18 protein-coding genes are annotated in these 16,023 nt (G+C 59.3%); 9 read left to right on the plus strand and 9 right to left on the minus strand.

The window, feature by feature from the left end:
• The first annotated feature begins 127 nt into the window (after window positions 1-127).
• Window positions 128-1,987, plus strand: a complete 1,860-nt coding sequence (locus I6L37_RS09050; protein ID WP_216993822.1) for a U32 family peptidase — start codon at window positions 128-130, stop codon at window positions 1,985-1,987.
• A 178-nt stretch (window positions 1,988-2,165) separates the two neighbouring features.
• Here the strand turns inward: I6L37_RS09050 and I6L37_RS09055 are convergent, their stop codons facing one another.
• From I6L37_RS09055 to I6L37_RS09065, 3 genes are all read right to left on the minus strand, one after another.
• On the minus strand, window positions 2,166-2,954 hold the full coding sequence (locus I6L37_RS09055) for an SIR2 family protein (RefSeq protein ID WP_216993823.1): 789 nt from the start codon (window positions 2,952-2,954) through the stop codon (window positions 2,166-2,168).
• 126 nt (window positions 2,955-3,080) lie between these two features.
• Window positions 3,081-3,560 carry a methylated-DNA--[protein]-cysteine S-methyltransferase gene (locus I6L37_RS09060; RefSeq protein WP_216993824.1) on the minus strand — a complete coding sequence of 160 codons (480 nt, stop codon included), beginning with the start codon at window positions 3,558-3,560 and terminating at the stop codon, window positions 3,081-3,083.
• On the minus strand, window positions 3,557-5,131 hold the full coding sequence (locus I6L37_RS09065) for an AlkA N-terminal domain-containing protein (RefSeq protein WP_216993825.1): 1,575 nt from the start codon (window positions 5,129-5,131) through the stop codon (window positions 3,557-3,559). The genes I6L37_RS09060 and I6L37_RS09065 overlap by 4 nt, the downstream gene beginning before the upstream one ends.
• Before the next feature lie 274 nt (window positions 5,132-5,405).
• Here I6L37_RS09065 and I6L37_RS09070 point away from each other — a divergent pair, with 274 nt between their 5' ends.
• The 6 genes from I6L37_RS09070 (at window position 5,406) to I6L37_RS09095 (ending at window position 9,266) form a co-directional block, all read left to right on the plus strand.
• Entirely contained in the window at window positions 5,406-5,795 is a 390-nt protein-coding gene (locus I6L37_RS09070; RefSeq protein WP_254203557.1) for a type IV pilin protein, read from the plus strand.
• Between the two features lies 1 nt (window position 5,796).
• Window positions 5,797-6,216 (plus strand): GspH/FimT family pseudopilin, encoded by a 420-nt coding sequence (locus I6L37_RS09075; RefSeq protein ID WP_201940711.1) that lies wholly within the window; start codon window positions 5,797-5,799, stop codon window positions 6,214-6,216.
• Window positions 6,216-6,614 carry a prepilin-type N-terminal cleavage/methylation domain-containing protein gene (locus tag I6L37_RS09080; protein ID WP_216994143.1) on the plus strand — a complete coding sequence of 133 codons (399 nt, stop codon included), beginning with the start codon at window positions 6,216-6,218 and terminating at the stop codon, window positions 6,612-6,614. Before I6L37_RS09075 ends, I6L37_RS09080 begins: the two co-directional genes overlap by 1 nt.
• Window positions 6,608-7,156, plus strand: a complete 549-nt coding sequence (locus I6L37_RS09085) for a PilW family protein (RefSeq protein ID WP_216993826.1) — start codon at window positions 6,608-6,610, stop codon at window positions 7,154-7,156. Before I6L37_RS09080 ends, I6L37_RS09085 begins: the two co-directional genes overlap by 7 nt.
• Window positions 7,153-8,772, plus strand: coding sequence for a polymer-forming cytoskeletal protein (locus I6L37_RS09090; protein ID WP_216993827.1), 1,620 nt, complete (start codon window positions 7,153-7,155; stop codon window positions 8,770-8,772). Before I6L37_RS09085 ends, I6L37_RS09090 begins: the two co-directional genes overlap by 4 nt.
• Window positions 8,773-8,864: 92 nt before the next feature.
• Window positions 8,865-9,266, plus strand: coding sequence for a VOC family protein (locus tag I6L37_RS09095; RefSeq protein ID WP_216993828.1), 402 nt, complete (start codon window positions 8,865-8,867; stop codon window positions 9,264-9,266).
• A gap of 72 nt (window positions 9,267-9,338) precedes the next feature.
• Here I6L37_RS09095 and I6L37_RS09100 read toward each other — a convergent pair whose 3' ends face one another.
• The 4 genes from I6L37_RS09100 to I6L37_RS09115 all read right to left on the minus strand — a co-directional run bounded on the left by I6L37_RS09100 (window position 9,339) and on the right by I6L37_RS09115 (window position 12,795).
• Window positions 9,339-10,817, minus strand: a complete 1,479-nt coding sequence (locus tag I6L37_RS09100) for a carboxypeptidase M32 (RefSeq protein ID WP_216993829.1) — start codon at window positions 10,815-10,817, stop codon at window positions 9,339-9,341.
• Between the two features lie 114 nt (window positions 10,818-10,931).
• Window positions 10,932-11,513 carry a DNA endonuclease SmrA gene (gene smrA, locus I6L37_RS09105; RefSeq protein WP_216993830.1) on the minus strand — a complete coding sequence of 194 codons (582 nt, stop codon included), beginning with the start codon at window positions 11,511-11,513 and terminating at the stop codon, window positions 10,932-10,934.
• A gap of 99 nt (window positions 11,514-11,612) precedes the next feature.
• Entirely contained in the window at window positions 11,613-11,783 is a 171-nt protein-coding gene (locus tag I6L37_RS09110; RefSeq protein WP_082037553.1) for a DUF3149 domain-containing protein, read from the minus strand.
• A 121-nt stretch (window positions 11,784-11,904) separates the two neighbouring features.
• Window positions 11,905-12,795, minus strand: a complete 891-nt coding sequence (locus tag I6L37_RS09115; protein WP_216993831.1) for a TraB/GumN family protein — start codon at window positions 12,793-12,795, stop codon at window positions 11,905-11,907.
• Window positions 12,796-12,882: 87 nt separating this feature from the next.
• On the opposite strand from I6L37_RS09115, the gene I6L37_RS09120 reads away from it, so the two are divergent.
• A complete protein-coding gene (locus I6L37_RS09120) occupies window positions 12,883-13,215 on the plus strand; it encodes a DUF1904 family protein (RefSeq protein WP_216993832.1) in 333 nt (110 codons plus the stop codon).
• Between the two features lie 83 nt (window positions 13,216-13,298).
• Here the strand turns inward: I6L37_RS09120 and I6L37_RS09125 are convergent, their stop codons facing one another.
• Together I6L37_RS09125 and I6L37_RS09130 are read right to left on the minus strand one after the other, a co-directional pair.
• Window positions 13,299-14,126 (minus strand): SDR family oxidoreductase, encoded by an 828-nt coding sequence (locus I6L37_RS09125; protein ID WP_216993833.1) that lies wholly within the window; start codon window positions 14,124-14,126, stop codon window positions 13,299-13,301.
• A gap of 106 nt (window positions 14,127-14,232) precedes the next feature.
• The gene (locus tag I6L37_RS09130; protein ID WP_216993834.1) at window positions 14,233-15,666 is read right to left on the minus strand and encodes an OprD family outer membrane porin; all 1,434 of its coding nucleotides are present in this window, start codon (window positions 15,664-15,666) and stop codon (window positions 14,233-14,235) included.
• Here I6L37_RS09130 and I6L37_RS09135 point away from each other — a divergent pair.
• Window positions 15,647-15,997, plus strand: coding sequence for a hypothetical protein (locus tag I6L37_RS09135; RefSeq protein ID WP_216993835.1), 351 nt, complete (start codon window positions 15,647-15,649; stop codon window positions 15,995-15,997). The two genes, I6L37_RS09130 and I6L37_RS09135, sit on opposite strands and share 20 nt — an antisense overlap.
• The last annotated feature ends 26 nt before the right edge of the window (window positions 15,998-16,023 follow it).

Consider the following 16,023-nt stretch of genomic DNA (forward strand, 5'->3'; position numbering starts at 1 on the left):
AGGGAGAAGGGCCCCGTGCGACAGCTCTAATCCTGTATTTCGCAGTGATCTTAAGCGGGATCAAGGCAATCAGGGTGGCAATGGCCTAGAGTGGCAGCCATTTGCTGTCCGCCCTGATCCCGAGACCATGCACCAGAACAAGCACTCCTTAAGCCACCACAACCGGTTGGAGCTACTGGCTCCGGCCAAGAACCTCGCCTATGGCATTGAAGCCATCAATCACGGCGCCGATGCCGTCTACATGGGCGGACCCGCCTTTGGCGCCCGCAGCGCGGCGGGCAACAGCATAGAGGATATCGAAGCGCTGGTGCGTCATGCCCACCGTTTCGGTGCCCAGGTCTTCGTTGCCTTCAATACCTTGCTGCATGACAGCGAGCTGGAGCAGGCCCGGCGCCTGACCCACCAGATTTATGAAGCGGGAGCCGATGCGCTTATCGTGCAGGATATGGGGCTGCTGGCGCTCGATCTCCCGCCCATCGCGCTCCATGCCAGTACCCAGACCGACAACCGCACCCCGGAGAAGGTGAAGTTCTTGCAGGATGTGGGCTTCTCCCAGGTGGTGCTGGCGCGTGAGCTGTCGCTTGCGCAGATCCGCGAGATCAGTGCGGCCACCAATGTGCAACTGGAGTTTTTTATCCACGGGGCGCTCTGCGTCTCCTACAGCGGCCAGTGCAACATCAGCCACGCTCGTACCGGCCGCAGCGCCAACCGCGGCGAATGTGCCCAGCTCTGCCGGCTGCCCTGTTCGCTGCAAAAGCCGGATGGGGAAGTGCTGGTGGCCGACAGCCACCTGCTCTCCCTCAAGGACATGGATCAAACCGACAACCTGGAAGCGTTGATCGAAGCGGGGATCTGCTCCTTCAAGATCGAGGGGCGCCTCAAGGGGCTCGACTACGTCAAGAACGTCACCGCCTGGTATCGCCAGAAGCTCGACGCCATTCTGGAGCGCCGCAGTGATCTGGTGGCCTCCTCGGCCGGCCGTTGCAGCTACAGCTTCACACCGGATCCGAAAAAGAGCTTCAACCGCGGCAGCACCGACTATTTCCTCCATGGTCGCCGACAGGGGATCGACTCCACCCGTAGCCCGAAATATGTGGGCGAACCGCTGGGGCGAGTTACCAGAGTCACCCGAGATGGCATCGAGATCGACGGTAAGCAGGTCACCCTCAACAACGGCGACGGTCTCGGCTTCTTCAAGCCGAACAACGAACTGGTGGGTATGCGCCTGAATAAAGTAGAAGGTAAGCAGTTACTCCTGTCAGAACGTATGCCGAGCTTGAAGGTAGGGACCGAGATCTACCGCAACCACGATCAGGTGTTCAGCAAGATGCTGGAAAAGGCGAGCGCGGATCGCCGTATCCGGGTCGATATGCAGCTATCCGAGTGCGATGACGGGATCCGGCTTGAATTGACCGACGAGCAGGGCATCAACGCCGTTGTCACGCTCCCCTGTGACAAGCAACAGGCCGACAACCCGGAGCGGGCGTTACAACAGGCGCGCGATCAGCTTGGTAAACTTGGCAACACCCTGTTTGTGGCGCGCAAGATTGAGTTGGCGTTTACTCACCCGCTATTCGTTGCCGCATCACAACTCAACGCTTTGCGCCGGGACGGTATCGCCGCGCTGGAAGCTGCGCGCCTGGCCAGTTACCAGCGCCCCGAGCGACGCATCGCCCTGCGCGATGTCAGCTATCCCCAGCACCGTCTCTCCTACCTTGGCAATGTGCTGAACAGTGCGGCTGAGCAGTTCTTCCGCGAGCACGGGGTGGAGCGCATCGCACCGGCCTATGAGGCGAACAAGGAGGAAGGGGAAGTGGTGCTGATGATCACCAAGCACTGCATTCGCTACAGCCAGAACCTCTGCCCGAAAGAGGTGCCCGGCCTCAAGGCCGAACCACTGGCGCTAAAGATGGGCAAGGATACCTTCCGCCTGCGCTTTGACTGCCGGCGCTGCGAAATGCATGTAATAGGAAGTCTGAAGCGTTGAAGATGTCTCCCCTTTTCCTTAATGGAAAGGGGGCTCTATCTTGGAAAATTTCTGCATTTGTTAACATTATTTAGTTATATATGAGGCAAGTTATTATGTTATTTACTAATTTAAATATCGTTAATGGTTAAAAACGATGTAGGTGGGTTATATTTAAAATGCTGGCTGTGATTCTTAACTATTGAAATTTACTCAGAAACTCTTCCAATGCCTCTCCTGGATTTTCTTTCCCAGAAGAAATCATGCTGATGCCCCACTGCTCAAGCACAGCTTCTTGTACCGGGTTCGGTTTCGCTGAGAAAATATAAGATTTGGGTTGTGCATCGCCTGCTTGATTGGCTTTCCATAACTTGGATAGCTTATAAAATAAAAGTCGCAGGTTGATATCTGCCAAACTATATCCAATAAAAAGCACAGATTTACCTAAAACATCTGAACGAAGCTTTATATCAAGCGGTGTTTCAAATTCGAGACGTTCAAAGTAGCTCGTTTCATCAATAACAATCGACTTATCATCATCGAAATCACCATGAAACTTTACCACCTGTATATTGCCACTTTTGATTCTTGTAAAGTCTGACACCGAGGCTATTTTGGTAAATGGCTTGTTATAATAGGCAAGGGCATTCTCAATCCATCTATCATAGTTGGTTGTGTATATTATGGGGAAATTGGCTTTGGCAATATATTCGTGCACTTTTGAGTCTGAAATATCAATCTCAGGGGAGTGCCAAATTCTATCCATCCAGCTTCTTAAAGGGCCAATACTTCCTTTCTTTAAACGATAGTACTCTGCCAATGCATAATGATCGCCAAAAGATCTATATATTTCTGGTTCATAATCCAGATCCTTGGCTATTTTGTCGATCAGAGTGGACCATGATGGAAGACCAAGGTTCATAGACACGCCTGCACCAACAAAAAGAATCACATTTCCCTGTCTGTAGGCAGATAATAGTTGTTCCATATTTAATATCTCCTCAATAAATATGGATCTACAACTATACCTATTTCAGGGACTTGCATGAAATCGTAAATGTAAAGTAGATATCTATTTATGATAGACAGGGTCTATGGTTAGCTAGATATCACGCTATTTAACCTTAATATTTTCCAGTTGCAGCAAGGCTTTTTTAATCTCCAATCCTCCCGCATAGCCGGTCAGGCTGCCATTCTGGCCGATCACCCGATGGCAGGGGACGATAATCGAGAGCGGATTGCGACCGTTGGCCGCGCCCACTGCCCGCATCGCATTTGGTTTGCCAATGGCGCGAGCGATATCGCCGTAGCTGCGGGTCTCGCCGTAGGGAATGTCGCACAACGCTTGCCATGCAGCTTGCTGAAACTCGGTACCGCTGGCGGCGAGCGGCAGGGTAAAGCGCTGCAGGCGACCGGCAAAATAGGCCTCGAATTCGGCAAGATAGGGGGCGAGCGCCTCGCCATCTTGCTGCCAACCGCTCATATCGGGCAGCGCTCGCAGGCCTGCTACAAAGTCCACGTGCACCAGGCCGCGCTCGTTGATGGCGATCAACAGATCGCCGCAGTGGGTTGGCAGAATATCGTAGTGGATCATGGGGTTATCTCCTTGTGTTCGTTGTTTCCAGTGTTTTCGCCCGGGTGCGCTGGGTCAATCAGCTGCGCCGGCGCTTCACTCATGGCGTGCCACAGCCAGCTGGCGGCGTACGCTCGCCACGGTTGCCACGCCTCGCTTTGCGCCACGACCTCTTTCACCGGCAATTTGATGCCGCCTCCCAGTGCTTTTTGCAGCACCAGATCGGAGGCAGGGAAGGCGTCTGTGTCCAGCCCGCAGCGCAGTCGCCAATAGGCGACCGTCCAGGGGCCTATGCCAGGCAGTGCCAGCAGTTGCTCGTCGCTGGCACTGACGAGGGAGAGTTCACCGCTCGCGATGGCGGTGGCCAGTCCCTGCAGCGTGCGAATGCGGCTGCCGGGCATGCCGATGCCATCGAGATCAAGCTCGCACAACTGGGCTGGCGTGGGCAGCTGAGCTACTCCGAATTGCGCCCCGGTACGCGTCACCAACCGTCCCAGTATGGTGATGGCGCCTTTGACCGATACCTGCTGGCCGACGATGGCGCGCAGCATCACCTCGTACTCATCCCAACCGCCGGGTAGCCTCACACCAGGCCAGCGCGCCTGCAGGCGCGCCAGCAGCGGATCTTGTCCGAGTTGCTCGCCGATGCGCTGCATGTCGGCATCGAGATCCCACATCCGGCGCACGCGATACAGGAGATCAGGGAGCGCCGCGGGTGGCAGATCCTGCACGGTGAGCGTCAGGCTGTGCCCCTTGCCTTGTGTGATGCGCACCAGACCACTCTGATCGCCGACACTATGGCGTCGCTCATACACCTCATCATCCACCCGCTCCAGCCCGGGGATCGCCCGCAGCCGGTAGAAAGCGAGCATGGCCGCCACATCAAACGGGGGCCGATACGGCAGCTGCAACGTCAGCGTTGCACCGCGATCATCCGGCAGTTTGTTGTTAGCCTGCTCACCCTGGCCCTCTTGCTGGCGCAGGGTGCGTGGCGCCAGGCCATACGCCTGCAGCCAGGCGTCGTTGAAGCGGCGAATGCTCGAAAAGCCCGCGGCAAATGCGATGTCCGTGATGGAGAGTTGCGTTTCCGTCAGCAGCCGTTTTGCGAGCAGCAGGCGACGCGTCTGCTCCACCTGTTTTGGCGACGCGCCGATGTGCTGCCTGAATTCGCGGCGCAGCGTGCGCTCACTGATGCCGGCTTGTTCGGCAAGTGCGGCGAGCGAGCCATCCGCCAGCTCACCACGCTCGATCCGTGCGAGCAAGCGGGCGAGCGCATGGGGCAGATCGCCGCGGGCTGCGGGGGCGAGCTCGGGGCGACAGCGCAGGCACGGGCGCAAGCCATATTGTTCGGCGGCAGCGGCACTTGGGAAGTAGCGCACATTGTGTTCGTGCGGCGGCCTGGCCGGACAGACGGGGCGGCAGTAGATGCCGGTGGAGATGACACCGGTAAAGAAGCGGCCATCGAAGCGTGCATCGCGGGCAAGTCGCGCGGCGTGACATTGCTCTCGGCTGAGGCCGTGGAGCGTCTCTTCCTGCAGATGGTCGTGGCTGGGTGACTGGGTCATGACATGGCGGCTCGGTACGGGAGACATGATGAGAGAGTAAGGGGGCGAGGGGGCAGTGACTAGCCAGAAACGGACAGGGATAGGAAAAAAGCACGCATGAGCCCCTCGACATGAGTGGCACGTACAATCGGATTCATTTGCGTAAAAATTAATAACCGATCACATATTCATCAAATAGTCATTGCCTGGTGGGACTCGATACTGTCCAATCTAAATAGTTTTTTCTCTTTGATTATTAAGTATTGTCAATGCGCAGCTAACTTACTGATATAAAACAATAACCACTTGCCAAGGACGATAAGTGAAATATCTTTCTGAAGGAGCCCGTGTCCGGGGCTTCAGCTTGACCGAACTGCTGATCACCATGACGATAGTCAGCATCCTCGCCGCCATCGCGCTGCCCACCTATCGCAACTATCTGGAGAAAGGGCGGCGCTATGAAGCGCAGCAATTGATGATGGAGCAGGCGCTTGCACTCGAGCGCATCTTCACTGAGCAGGGCCGCTATCCCGTGCAATTCACGCTCCCTGCGAACTCCGATTTTTATCAGTTCAGCTACAGCCAGCTGGCGCAGTACACCTATCTGCTCAAGGCGACACCGACTCGTCTGCAAAAGGACAGTTGCGGCACCTTGACGCTGGATCACACCGGATATCGCGCCGCCGCGCGCAGTGATTGCTGGGGGTCATGAGATGAGGATACGAGGCTTTACCCTGATCGAATTGATGGTGGCAGTGGTGATCGCAGCCATCCTGCTGATGGTCGGTATTCCCTCCCTGAGCGAACGACTCGCCGCCGAGCGGCTGGAGCGCTCCACCGGGGAGCTCGCCTCCGCCTATCGTTTCGCACGCAGTGAGGCGGTGAAGCTGACGCTGCCCGTGGTGCTGCAAGGCACGCAGAACGGGGGCTGGGAGGTAACGGCAGACAGCAAGCTGCTCAGGCAGGCTGCCGCTCCCGGCGGAGGCGTGAGCATCTCGCCGTTTGCTCCCATCACCATAGCGCCGACCGGCAGCAGCGCGCAGGCCGAGATCACCCTGGCCAATCGCCTCGGCGAGCAGCGCGTGCTCTGCATCGCCCCGAGTGGCCAGCTGCTGCACGGGAGCTGTTCGTGATGAACTGGCAACCCGGCGCCATGGGGCGTCAGCAGGGGTTCAATCTGGTGGAGATCATGGTTTCCATGGTGCTCGCGGTGATGGTATTTCTCGGGCTGGCTAAGGGGCAGGTGGTGTCGCTCAAGCAGGCGCACTACAGCCTGCAGACGACTCTGGCCACCATAGCGGCGAGCAACGGCGTGGAGCAGATTTGGGGCACTCTGTGTGAAGTACAGCGCACGCCTGAGCGTTTCTCCGATGCTGACTATCTCGCCCGCTTTGCCCTGCAGCCGGGGCAGCGCCTGCTGCTGCCTGCACGCTACAGCGACAACCTCGTGGTGACCATAGAGTGGAATGATGAACGGGTCTCCGGTGCCAGGCAGGTGGCGTTGAATGCCGGATTCCCACCCCTATGTTGAACACCATGCACAGACAGCGCGGGGTCAGCCTGGTGGAGCTGATGATCGCCATGGTACTCGGCCTGCTGCTGATGCTGGCGGTCTTTGCCGGCTATGCCCCCATCAAACGCACCGTGGCCCAGAGCAAGGCGCTGGAGCAGGCGAGCGAGGTGTTGCGCTTTGCCACCCTCACCTTCACCAGCAGCATCAAGCAGGCGGATCGACTGATCTCCGTCACCCCGGATCGGCTGACGCTGGGATTCAGAGTGGAAGGGGGGGCCGAGGTGCTCTCCTGCCTTGGCAATCGCAAGACCGCAGACTTTACCGAGCAGTACCGGTTCACGCCGCCCGTGCTCAGTTGTGACGACGGCGAAGGGGCTCGTCTGTTGGTGACCGGGCTCAAGGAGCTGGAATTTGGCGAGCAAGGGGCGCTGGTCACCATCCGCATTCTGCCGGAAGGCTTGCCAGCCTATCTGGCTCCGGGGGTGACGGTACAGGTGGCGCGACGCAAGGCCATCTGGGATGCCGCACTGGCTGGTCAGGCCGCAGGAGGAGCGGGATGAACAAGGGATTGCAACGACAGCGGGGGGCCGTGTTGCTGGTAGTGCTGGTGCTCAGCCTGCTCTCGAGCCTGCTGGTGCTGACCAGCATCCAGGACAACCAGATACAGACCCGGCTCAGCGGCAATTTTCACAAGAAGATCAATGCCCAGCTCAGTGCCGAGCAGGGGATGAACGAGAGTTACCGAGCCTTGCGAACCACCCTGGAGGAGACGCCACGCAGCGAGTGGGCCGCGCTGATCCGGGCCATACCCGAGCGGGGTAACGGGGTACAGGATGGCAGCCACTATCAAATCGACAAACCGGCGCAGGCGGTGGCTGACACCCTGGCGCTCTATAGCAGTGGCCATTTTCTGGAGGGGAGCGCCGGCCTCAATGCCCTGTTTTCCCTCAGGCGCCAGCTCGGTAACCTGATCTTCCAGGATTCGGTGGTCGCCTGCGAGGGGCTCAGCCTCTCCGGTAGTGGGCTTATCGACAGTTATGATTCGCGTAAGGGCAGCTATGGTGGCAGCAATATCAACCAGAATGCCAGCGTGGCGACGGTCAGCGACCAGGCCAACGTGGTGCTCGATGGCCACTCGCCCATCTGGGGCGATGTGCGGGCGACCGGCTCGGTTACCCTCAATGGCTCGTCTCCGGTCTCCGGCAGCCTGGCCGCGGGGGGCGATATCACCATCTCCCCGTCCTCCGACAAGATAGTGCGGGTGGATGGCAACCTGCAGGGGGGCGGCAACCTCACCCTGCAGGGAGGACGGATAACCGGTTCGGTGGCGATGAACGGCAACGTGGCCATGGGGTGGGGCACCAGCATCGACAGCGGCCAGCTCAACTATGGCGGGATGGGCACGTTCAACGACGCGGCGAACCAGAAGTATCTGGAGCCCCAATATCGCCAGCATCCCAAGCTGCCGCCAGTGGCGGGTCAGGTGTGTGATCCCCTCAACGTGACGGCGCTCGCCGGCTCTCCCCAGTTCGCCAACCTGCCCATCAATGGTGCCCTGACGCTGGGGTCGACCCAGCAGATGGTACTGACCGAGAGTCCCGCCACCGGCTCAGTCTCCAGCACCAACCAGCACAAGCCGGCGTTGCCCTTCCCGGGCAAAGGGGAGCTGTTTGGCAAGGAGCAGACCCTCTACCGGCTGGATAGCCTCAACATGGGAGCCGATGCGGCGCTGACCATCCAGGGAGACGTGGTGCTGGTAATTGACCGGGATTTCACCATGAGCGGCAGCAACAAGTTGACGGTGGCCGAGGGTAGCAGTCTGACCCTGATCGTCGGCGGCAAGGTCGAGTTGGGGGCGGGGGCCGAGGTGAGCGCAGCCAAACAGGGGCTCACCACAGGGGGCACCCCGGCCATCTCCCTCTATTCGGCCTACAGCGGTAAGGACGGGGTCAAACTGTCGGGCAACACGCCGCTCTATGCCGCTCTCTATGCTCCTCTGACCGAGATGAGCATCAGCGGCAGTGGCGGGCTGTATGGCGCGGTGCGCGCCAAATATCTGAACGAGAGCGGCGCTGGCGGCGTGCACTATGACGAGGCGCTCGGACTGGCGGATCTTGGCGCGGAACTTGGGCCTGCCCCCGTGCTGGCGCTGAAGCAGTGGCATTTTGTGCACTAGCAACAAGGCATCCGCACCGGCTTCAACGAAAAGGTCGAACCGGGCCGGCAACTGTGACAAGCTGGGATCCTGACACACAAGGAGGATTGCCCATGCCTGGTCCTGCCCGTGCCGGCGCCCTGATCTATGCCAAAGATCTTGGTTTGCTGACCCACTTTTATCGCACCTTGTTGCAGATGGATCTTCTCAGCCAGGATGAGCAGCTGGTGGTGCTGGAGAACGGCGATTTCCAGCTGCTGCTCCACACTATCCCGGAACCCTATGTAGGCCAGGTCGTGGTCACCCAGCCCCCCGAGCTGAGAGAGCGTAGTGCCATCAAGCTGTTCTTTACCGTGCCGAGTCTCGCCTGGGCGGAGGCAAAAGCAGCCGATCTCGGCGGTGGCCTGTTGCCGCAGCAGTGGTCAGGCCCCGGCTTTGTGTTGCGTAATGCCTTTGATCCGGAAGGCAACATCCTGCAGTTGCGGGAGTTTCTCGGGGCCCCCGAGTCACACTGAATCCGCCAGGCGTGCGATAAAAAAACGGGGCAGCCAGGCTGCCCCGTTTTTTTATGTCACAGTGTCAGGCCATCACTTCAGATAGCGCAGTTCCAGATGCTGGCGCAGCCAGTGCGGGTTCAGCGCTTCGCCGGTGGCGCGGCGCACCAGCTCGTCTGTGTCATGAAGGCTCCCCTGGGACCAGATGTGGCGGCCGAGCCAGGCGAAGATCTCCGGCAGACGGCCCGCCTCAAGAAGGTTGCTCATGTTGCCCAGCTCCTTCTCCAGCGCGAAACGCAATTGTGCCGCATACATGGCGCCGAGCGTGTAGCTCGGGAAGTAGCCGAACGAGCCGTCGGTCCAGTGAATGTCCTGCATGCAGCCGTTCTGGTAGTTGCCCTTGGTAGAGAGGCCCAGCCACTGCTGCATCTTGGCATCCCACAGCTCGGGGATGTCCGCCACCTCAATGCGACCTTCCATCAGGTCGCGCTCCAGCTCGTAGCGCAGGATCACGTGAGCCGGATAGGTCACCTCGTCCGCATCGACCCGGATAAAGCCGGGCTCGACCCGGTTATAGAGCTTGGCCAGATTGGCCGGTGCAAAGGCCGGCTGCTCGCCGAAGTGGGTGCGAATGCGTGGCGCCAGGAGCGCGAGGAAGGCGGGATCATGGCCCAGCTGCATCTCGCAAAACAGGCTCTGGCTCTCGTGAATGCCCATGGAGCGCGCCTCGGCCACCGGCTGGCCCAACAAGTGGCGCGGCAGCCCCTGCTCGTAACGAGCGTGACCGGTCTCGTGCACTATGCCCATCAGGCTGGAGACAAACTCCTGCTCGTTGTAGCGGGTGGTGATGCGCACATCGGTCGGCACCCCACCGCAGAACGGGTGGTTGCTCACATCGAGGCGGCCGTGGGCAAAATCGAAACCGAGCAGTCCCATTACCTCCTGGCCGAGCGCCTGCTGGCTGGCGATGGGGAAGGGGCCTTGCGGGATCAGGATGGTTTCGCTCTTTTGCTGCTCGCTCACTTGCTGGATGAGGGAGGGGAGCCAGCTGGCGAGATCGCCGAAGATCTCGTCGAGCCGGGCGCTGGTCATGCCGGGCTCGTAGAGCGCCAGTATGGCGTCGTAAGGGCGCACGCCGAGGGCCTCTGCACGCAAGGAGGCGACCTCCCGCGACAGTTTCACGACTTCTGCGAGATTAGGGGCAAAACCGGCCCAGTCGTTGTTTTTGCGCTGGCTGCGCCAGGCGTGTTCGCACTTGCTGCCGGCCAGCGACAGCGCCTCCACCAGCTCGCCGGGCAAGAGGCTGGCGTCCTGCCACTGGCGCTTGATCTCGCGCAAGTTGGCGCGCTGCACTTCATCCAGCGCTTCCGTTTCAGCCTTGGCAATCCAGTTGCCGAGCTCGGGAGCGGTACGCTTGTGGTGGATCAGCAGACCGAGCTCTGCCATGGCCTCGGCGCGGGCCTCATTGCCCCCTTCCGGCATCATGGCGGCCTGATCCCAGCCGCAGATGGCCGAGAGGTGGGAGAAGCGGTGCAGCTGTTGCTGATGTTGTTCAAGTTTTTGATATGACATGGGATTGTCCTTGTTATCGTCCCTGATGCTATACACCCCGTACCTGGCATGATCGGGGTCGCTCGATGCTATCACTGCCATGACGCCCTGCGCCATGTTTGTCGGTTGGCCGGGTCAGCCGAGACGCTTCTGGTGACGTTCGCGATTTTCCACCTTCTTGCGCTCGCTCTTTCGCAGCAGCACATAGAGGGCGCCGCTGCCGCCGTGACGACGTTCGGCGCTGTGGATGGCCATCACTGCCGGCAACTGCGGCAGCCAGGCGCTCACATAGCTTTTGAGCAGCGCGCGTGGCGTGCTGCGCTCCCCCTTGCCGTGCAGGATCAGCAGGCAGCGGATGTCCCGCTGCTCGCAATCTTGAACAAATTGCACCAGAGCCTGGCGCGCCTCGTTGAGGGTCTTCTGGTGCAGATCCAGGCTCGCCTGCAACTCGTATTTGCCGAGCCGCAGTTTCTTGTAGACCCCCTCCTGTACGCCGTCGCGCTTGAAGCCGACGATCTCGTGGGGATCGCGCATCTCGATCGCCTCCATGGTGAGGTGATCGAGCTCGAGCTGCTGTGCAGTGGCGGCCTGGCGGCGGGCCAACTGGGCTTCGGTCGGGGTGGGTTTGCCCACTTGGGGATGGATATGATCGCTGCGAATGGGCCTGACATCGGCCACTTCATTCAGAAATAGCGAGAGTTCGTCGTTATGAGACACGGCAGGCTCCCCATCAGAAAAAGTGGGAGCCATTATAGCGGCGAGAAGCGGGACGGAAAACGGGACAGGCGGTCAGACGGGGCCGGCCGCCCTGGGTTGTTACGACTCGTTGTGATGGGGCTGCTGCTCTCCCTTGGGCGGCTGCGACTTCATCACCTTGTAGATGAAGTAGGCCGCATAAGAGCTGATCAGCAAGAAGGTACCGATCACCACCAGCATGGACATCAGCCCCACGCTGTTGCCAAACATCAGATCCAGCCAAAAATCCATTTTATTGCTCCTGTCACCCGATTGATGACAGGCATGATAAATACCTCTTTATCCGTAGGGAGATGATCCCGATCAACTCAGTGGATGGTTATTAAACATCCACGCCGATTTGTGATCGTTCTCACTGGGCTCCTTGCGTCATGGTTGGCTGGGTCAGCGGGGTGATGCGCCACCCTTGTTGCTCCAGCTGGGCCAGCAGCCCCTGTTCGCCGTAAAGATGCAGGGCGCCTACCACGATGAAGCTTTCATTCGGCAGGCTCGGCCATTTTTTCAGCCAGTTGCGGTTGCGCTCCGCCAGCAGGGTCTGCTCCATCCAGCTCTGCAGGGCGGGGGGAGCCATCTCCTCCTTGAGCAGATTGATGAGGGTGGCTTCGTCCCCCTGTTGCCACGCCTTCATCACGGCGGTGAAGGCATTCTCCAGCATGGGCAGCTCGTCCAGGGTGCTGGCCAGCATCAGGGTCTGGTTGTCACCCACGCTGGCGAGATAACCAAGCTGTTCCAGCAGGGTTTCGAAGCCTACGACGGGTTTGCCCTCTTTGGCGGCCAATCCGGCAAAGTGCTGATCGATGCCGAGTTGGCTGTCAAAGCCGGTTTTGGCCATGGCCGCCTGGGTGAGGGTAATGGCGGCAAACCAGGGGCGCAGTGGCGAGAGGGTCGCCTCATCCAGACCGTAGCGGGCCCCCGCCATCAGGGTGCGCTGGTAGAGCTCGGCAGGTAGGTACTCCTTGAGGCTCTTGCCATCGTTGAGCTGGGTGAGAGAGGCCATCCCCTGCCACTGCTCCTGGCTGATGCTGTTCATGTCGACTTCCATCACCAGGGCGCGACTCTGCTGCCAGGCGCGTTCGACGGGCTCGGGCAACGGATAGAGCGTGGGCTTGCCCGCATGAATGGAGCCCATCAGCCAGTGCTGCTCATCACCCTTGCTGACCCGGTAGAAAGCGGGATCGGCAAAGGCCGTCAGCGGCAACAGCAGGCAGAGCAGGAAGGAAAACAGTGTGCGGTGAAATTTCATGGGGCGCCTTATGTGTGTAGGGTGGCTTCTCTTCATGACTATAAACCCTATGATAAGACCTCCATTCAGATAACCAAGAGGTTTGCCATGCCCCATCTTCGTTTTCGCGCCATTTCCCTCGACACTCTGCAGCAGATCAGTGGTCCGCTGCTGGCCGAGCTCTGCACCCTGACCGGCGGCAAGCCGGAGTTTGTCACCATGGAGCTGATCGACAGCTGTCAGGTGCGCAATGGCGCGGTGGAGACGGGCTCACCCTTCGTCGAGTTGCACTGGTTCGAGCGACCACAAGCGATGCAGGACGAGGCCGCCGGGCTCATCACCCGCCATCTGAAGGCAGCATTGGGGGAGCAGACCTATGTGGTGGTGCAGGTGATCCCCATGGTGAAAAGCGCCTACTACAGCAACGGCGAGCACTACTGATCGAGGCGACGGTGCGCGTCGTGCCAGCGGTTTGCCCCGGCTAGGAGGCGTCGGGCAGGGCCTGGATGGCCTGCTTGCCCGGTTCAGGCCGATTTGGCGAGGATCCGGTCCAGCCAGCGGCTTGGCAACAGGCGGCGCAAGATCGCAAACAGCCGGGTTGGAAAGGTAACGGGGTAACGATGGCGCGGCCGCTCGCTGGTGAGGGCGTGCAGCAGCGGCGGGATGCAGGCTTCGCTTGGCAGGGTAAAGCCGCGGGCGCCCCCTTCACGCTCTAGCCGGCTCAGGGTCTGCTGGTAGGCGGCCTGATGGCGGCTTTGCGCCGGATCGATATGGCGCAGGAAGGCTGAGCGGGCATTGGCGCGAAAACGGGTGTCGATGGGCCCTGGCTCGATCAGACTGATATGCACGCCGGTGCCGACCAGCTCTAGGCGCAGGGTATCGCTGTACCCCTCCAGCGCGAACTTGCTGGCGTTGTAGGCGCCGCGATACTTCATAGCCACCAGCCCCAGCACAGAGCTGTTTTGTACTATCCGCCCCTCGCTTGCCGCCAGCATGGCGGGTAGAACTTGACGGATCAGGTGGTGCCAGCCAAACAGATTGGTTTCGAACTGCTCGCGCAGTGCCTCGGTCGGCAAGTCTTCCAGTGCGCCGGGCTGGCCGTAGGCACCGTTGTTAAAGAGACCATAGAGGCGCCCTCCCGCCAATGCCAGCGCAGCGCCAGCCCCCTGCTCAATGGAGGCGGGATTCGCCAGATCAAGTTGCACTGCCAGCAATCCCGCCTGCTGCAACCGGGTCACATCCTCCGCTTTGCGGGCCGAGGCGATCACGGTGAAACCGTGCTCCCCCAACGCCTTGGCGGCGGCCAGCCCTATGCCGCTGGAGCAGCCGGTGATCAGCACAAAACGGGACATGAGAACCTTCCTTGTAGCCTGAGGGGAGTCGAGGCGCATGGTAGCCCGAGCGCCGGAAAAAGAAAACCGGGCCGACTGGCCCGGTTTGCTGACAATCATTGCCTGCTTACATGATGGTAAACGGCATGATGATGTGGAACTTGACGTCACGCTCGGAGCTGAACATGTTTGGGTAGTACCAACTGCCCTTGTCATCCTGTTCGTTGTTGTAGTCGGTGTAGTGCAGTTTGAACAGGGTGCCTTTCAGCTTGCCATCCTGCACGGTATAGCTGACATCGAAATTCGCAGCCCACTCTTTGCCGTCTTCCAGGGAGCTGACGCCGTTGTTGGCATCCCAACCGTAAGCACCGGATACACCGACAGACCAGCCTGGCGCACCCACCAGATCATCCAGGGAACGGGTTACGCCGAAGAACACAGCCTTCTCGTCATTGTGGTTCCAGTCAGAACGGGAATCCCACCAAATTTCGTTGGCGCCCTGGGAGTTGCCGTAACCGCGAGTCAGACGGGGCAGGTAGTTGCCTTGGTCGCCCTCGGCCTTGGTCCACAGCCCTTCCAGGCGGAAGCCGTACGGACCCATGCCCCAGGCGGCGGTCAATGCTTGTTGCCATGCTAGACCGTCGTAATCGTTGTTGTCGGTCTCGGAACCATAGAACTGGTAGCTGGTGTTCAGGCCACCCAGTACGTCGAACTTGTGAGCCAGTTTGAAGTGGTAGCTGTCCATGTAGCCTTCGGACTGACCGAAGCTAGCGGTGACGGCGGTGCCATTCTCGAAGGTGTAGCGCGCGGCCAGACCGTGGATGTAGTCGATCTTGTTCTCATCGCTGAAGGAATCGCTGGCATAGGGGTTGCTCTTGGAGAAGCCAGCAGTGGTCTTGAACCAAGGAGCTTTATATTCGTCAGCGATGGCGTAGGTCAGGTAGAGGCCGCCGAAGGTGCCTTCGATCTGGCCGCCGCGGTAAGTACCCGGCTGATAGGACCAGTTGACGCCGAGGATGCCCGGGACGTAGAGCTGGGTATAACCACCCTTGGCGGTGACATGCTCACCAAACTTGAATTTCAGGGCTGCGGTGGAGAGGCTGAAGCCGTTCTCGGAAAGGCCATCCCCCCCTGAACCCCACTGGTCGCCCCAGAAGGAGAATTCGTTTTCTTCGTTGACGCCATTGCTCTCGTCAACGGCTAGGTCGTAGGCGCCAAAGCCACCCACGTCAATGCCGACCACATCCCAGGCATAGCCAGAGTTAAAGTTCAGAGCAACTTGGGCAGTTGCATGGCTCAGGTTGGAGTGGTATTTGCCATCCTGAGCAGCTACATACTCACCTTTGTCATTGTAATGGGCATCTTTTGCTTGCATGCGATCACGTTCGCGCTGGAAGTAGAAGAGGCCGCCAGTCAGTTTGGAATCATTGACGAAGGACTCATAGGATTTGCCGTATTCCGGGCTCATCATGTCCTGAGCTGCCAACGCCATACCGGGGGCGACCAGCGCGGCTACCACAGCGGCACTCAAAGCGGCGCGCTTGAAGATCACTTTTTCCATTTCTATTGCTCCTGATTTTATGGACTTAGCTTTTTTGTTCCGGCAGTTGGCAGCAGGCCTACCGCTCGGTATTGGCATTGCAATCAAAACCCCGAAGGGCAAAAAAACGTTGTATCTGGTCTGCAGCCGCGACGTCTTGGCACATCTGCGGTGGGCAGCTCTGTTCATCACTAATTGTGTTTTTTGTGTTCCGATCCTTGGCTATCGGACAACTCAAGAGTACGTTCGCGGTGCGAAATATCAATTAAAAGTTCCCACCAAGTTTCAAAAATATGACCGAGTGCAAATAATCGTGACGGCCGCTCTCATACCGTTTCATCCCCCCGTATGACGGCAATGAGAACGTTTTCTTGCTTG

The sequence above is a fragment of the Aeromonas sp. FDAARGOS 1407 genome, assembly GCF_019048725.1.
Lineage (GTDB): Bacteria > Pseudomonadota > Gammaproteobacteria > Enterobacterales > Aeromonadaceae > Aeromonas > Aeromonas enteropelogenes.

Bases quoted from the DNA above. Each gene is read 5' to 3' on its own strand.
- I6L37_RS09060 (WP_216993824.1), bottom strand. From the start codon at position 3,560: ATGATCCACTACGATATTCTGCCAACCCACTGCGGCGATCTGTTGATC.
- I6L37_RS09115 (WP_216993831.1), bottom strand. From the start codon at position 12,795: ATGAAATTTCACCGCACACTGTTTTCCTTCCTGCTCTGCCTGCTGTTG.
- I6L37_RS09095 (WP_216993828.1), top strand. From the start codon at position 8,865: ATGCCTGGTCCTGCCCGTGCCGGCGCCCTGATCTATGCCAAAGATCTT.
- I6L37_RS09100 (WP_216993829.1), bottom strand. From the start codon at position 10,817: ATGTCATATCAAAAACTTGAACAACATCAGCAACAGCTGCACCGCTTC.
- I6L37_RS09075 (WP_201940711.1), top strand. From the start codon at position 5,797: ATGAGGATACGAGGCTTTACCCTGATCGAATTGATGGTGGCAGTGGTG.
- I6L37_RS09090 (WP_216993827.1), top strand. From the start codon at position 7,153: ATGAACAAGGGATTGCAACGACAGCGGGGGGCCGTGTTGCTGGTAGTG.
- I6L37_RS09085 (WP_216993826.1), top strand. From the start codon at position 6,608: ATGTTGAACACCATGCACAGACAGCGCGGGGTCAGCCTGGTGGAGCTG.
- I6L37_RS09110 (WP_082037553.1), bottom strand. From the start codon at position 11,783: ATGGATTTTTGGCTGGATCTGATGTTTGGCAACAGCGTGGGGCTGATG.
- I6L37_RS09055 (WP_216993823.1), bottom strand. From the start codon at position 2,954: ATGGAACAACTATTATCTGCCTACAGACAGGGAAATGTGATTCTTTTT.
- I6L37_RS09065 (WP_216993825.1), bottom strand. From the start codon at position 5,131: ATGTCTCCCGTACCGAGCCGCCATGTCATGACCCAGTCACCCAGCCAC.
- I6L37_RS09050 (WP_216993822.1), top strand. From the start codon at position 128: ATGCACCAGAACAAGCACTCCTTAAGCCACCACAACCGGTTGGAGCTA.
- I6L37_RS09125 (WP_216993833.1), bottom strand. From the start codon at position 14,126: ATGTCCCGTTTTGTGCTGATCACCGGCTGCTCCAGCGGCATAGGGCTG.
- I6L37_RS09130 (WP_216993834.1), bottom strand. From the start codon at position 15,666: ATGGAAAAAGTGATCTTCAAGCGCGCCGCTTTGAGTGCCGCTGTGGTA.
- I6L37_RS09080 (WP_216994143.1), top strand. From the start codon at position 6,216: ATGAACTGGCAACCCGGCGCCATGGGGCGTCAGCAGGGGTTCAATCTG.
- I6L37_RS09120 (WP_216993832.1), top strand. From the start codon at position 12,883: ATGCCCCATCTTCGTTTTCGCGCCATTTCCCTCGACACTCTGCAGCAG.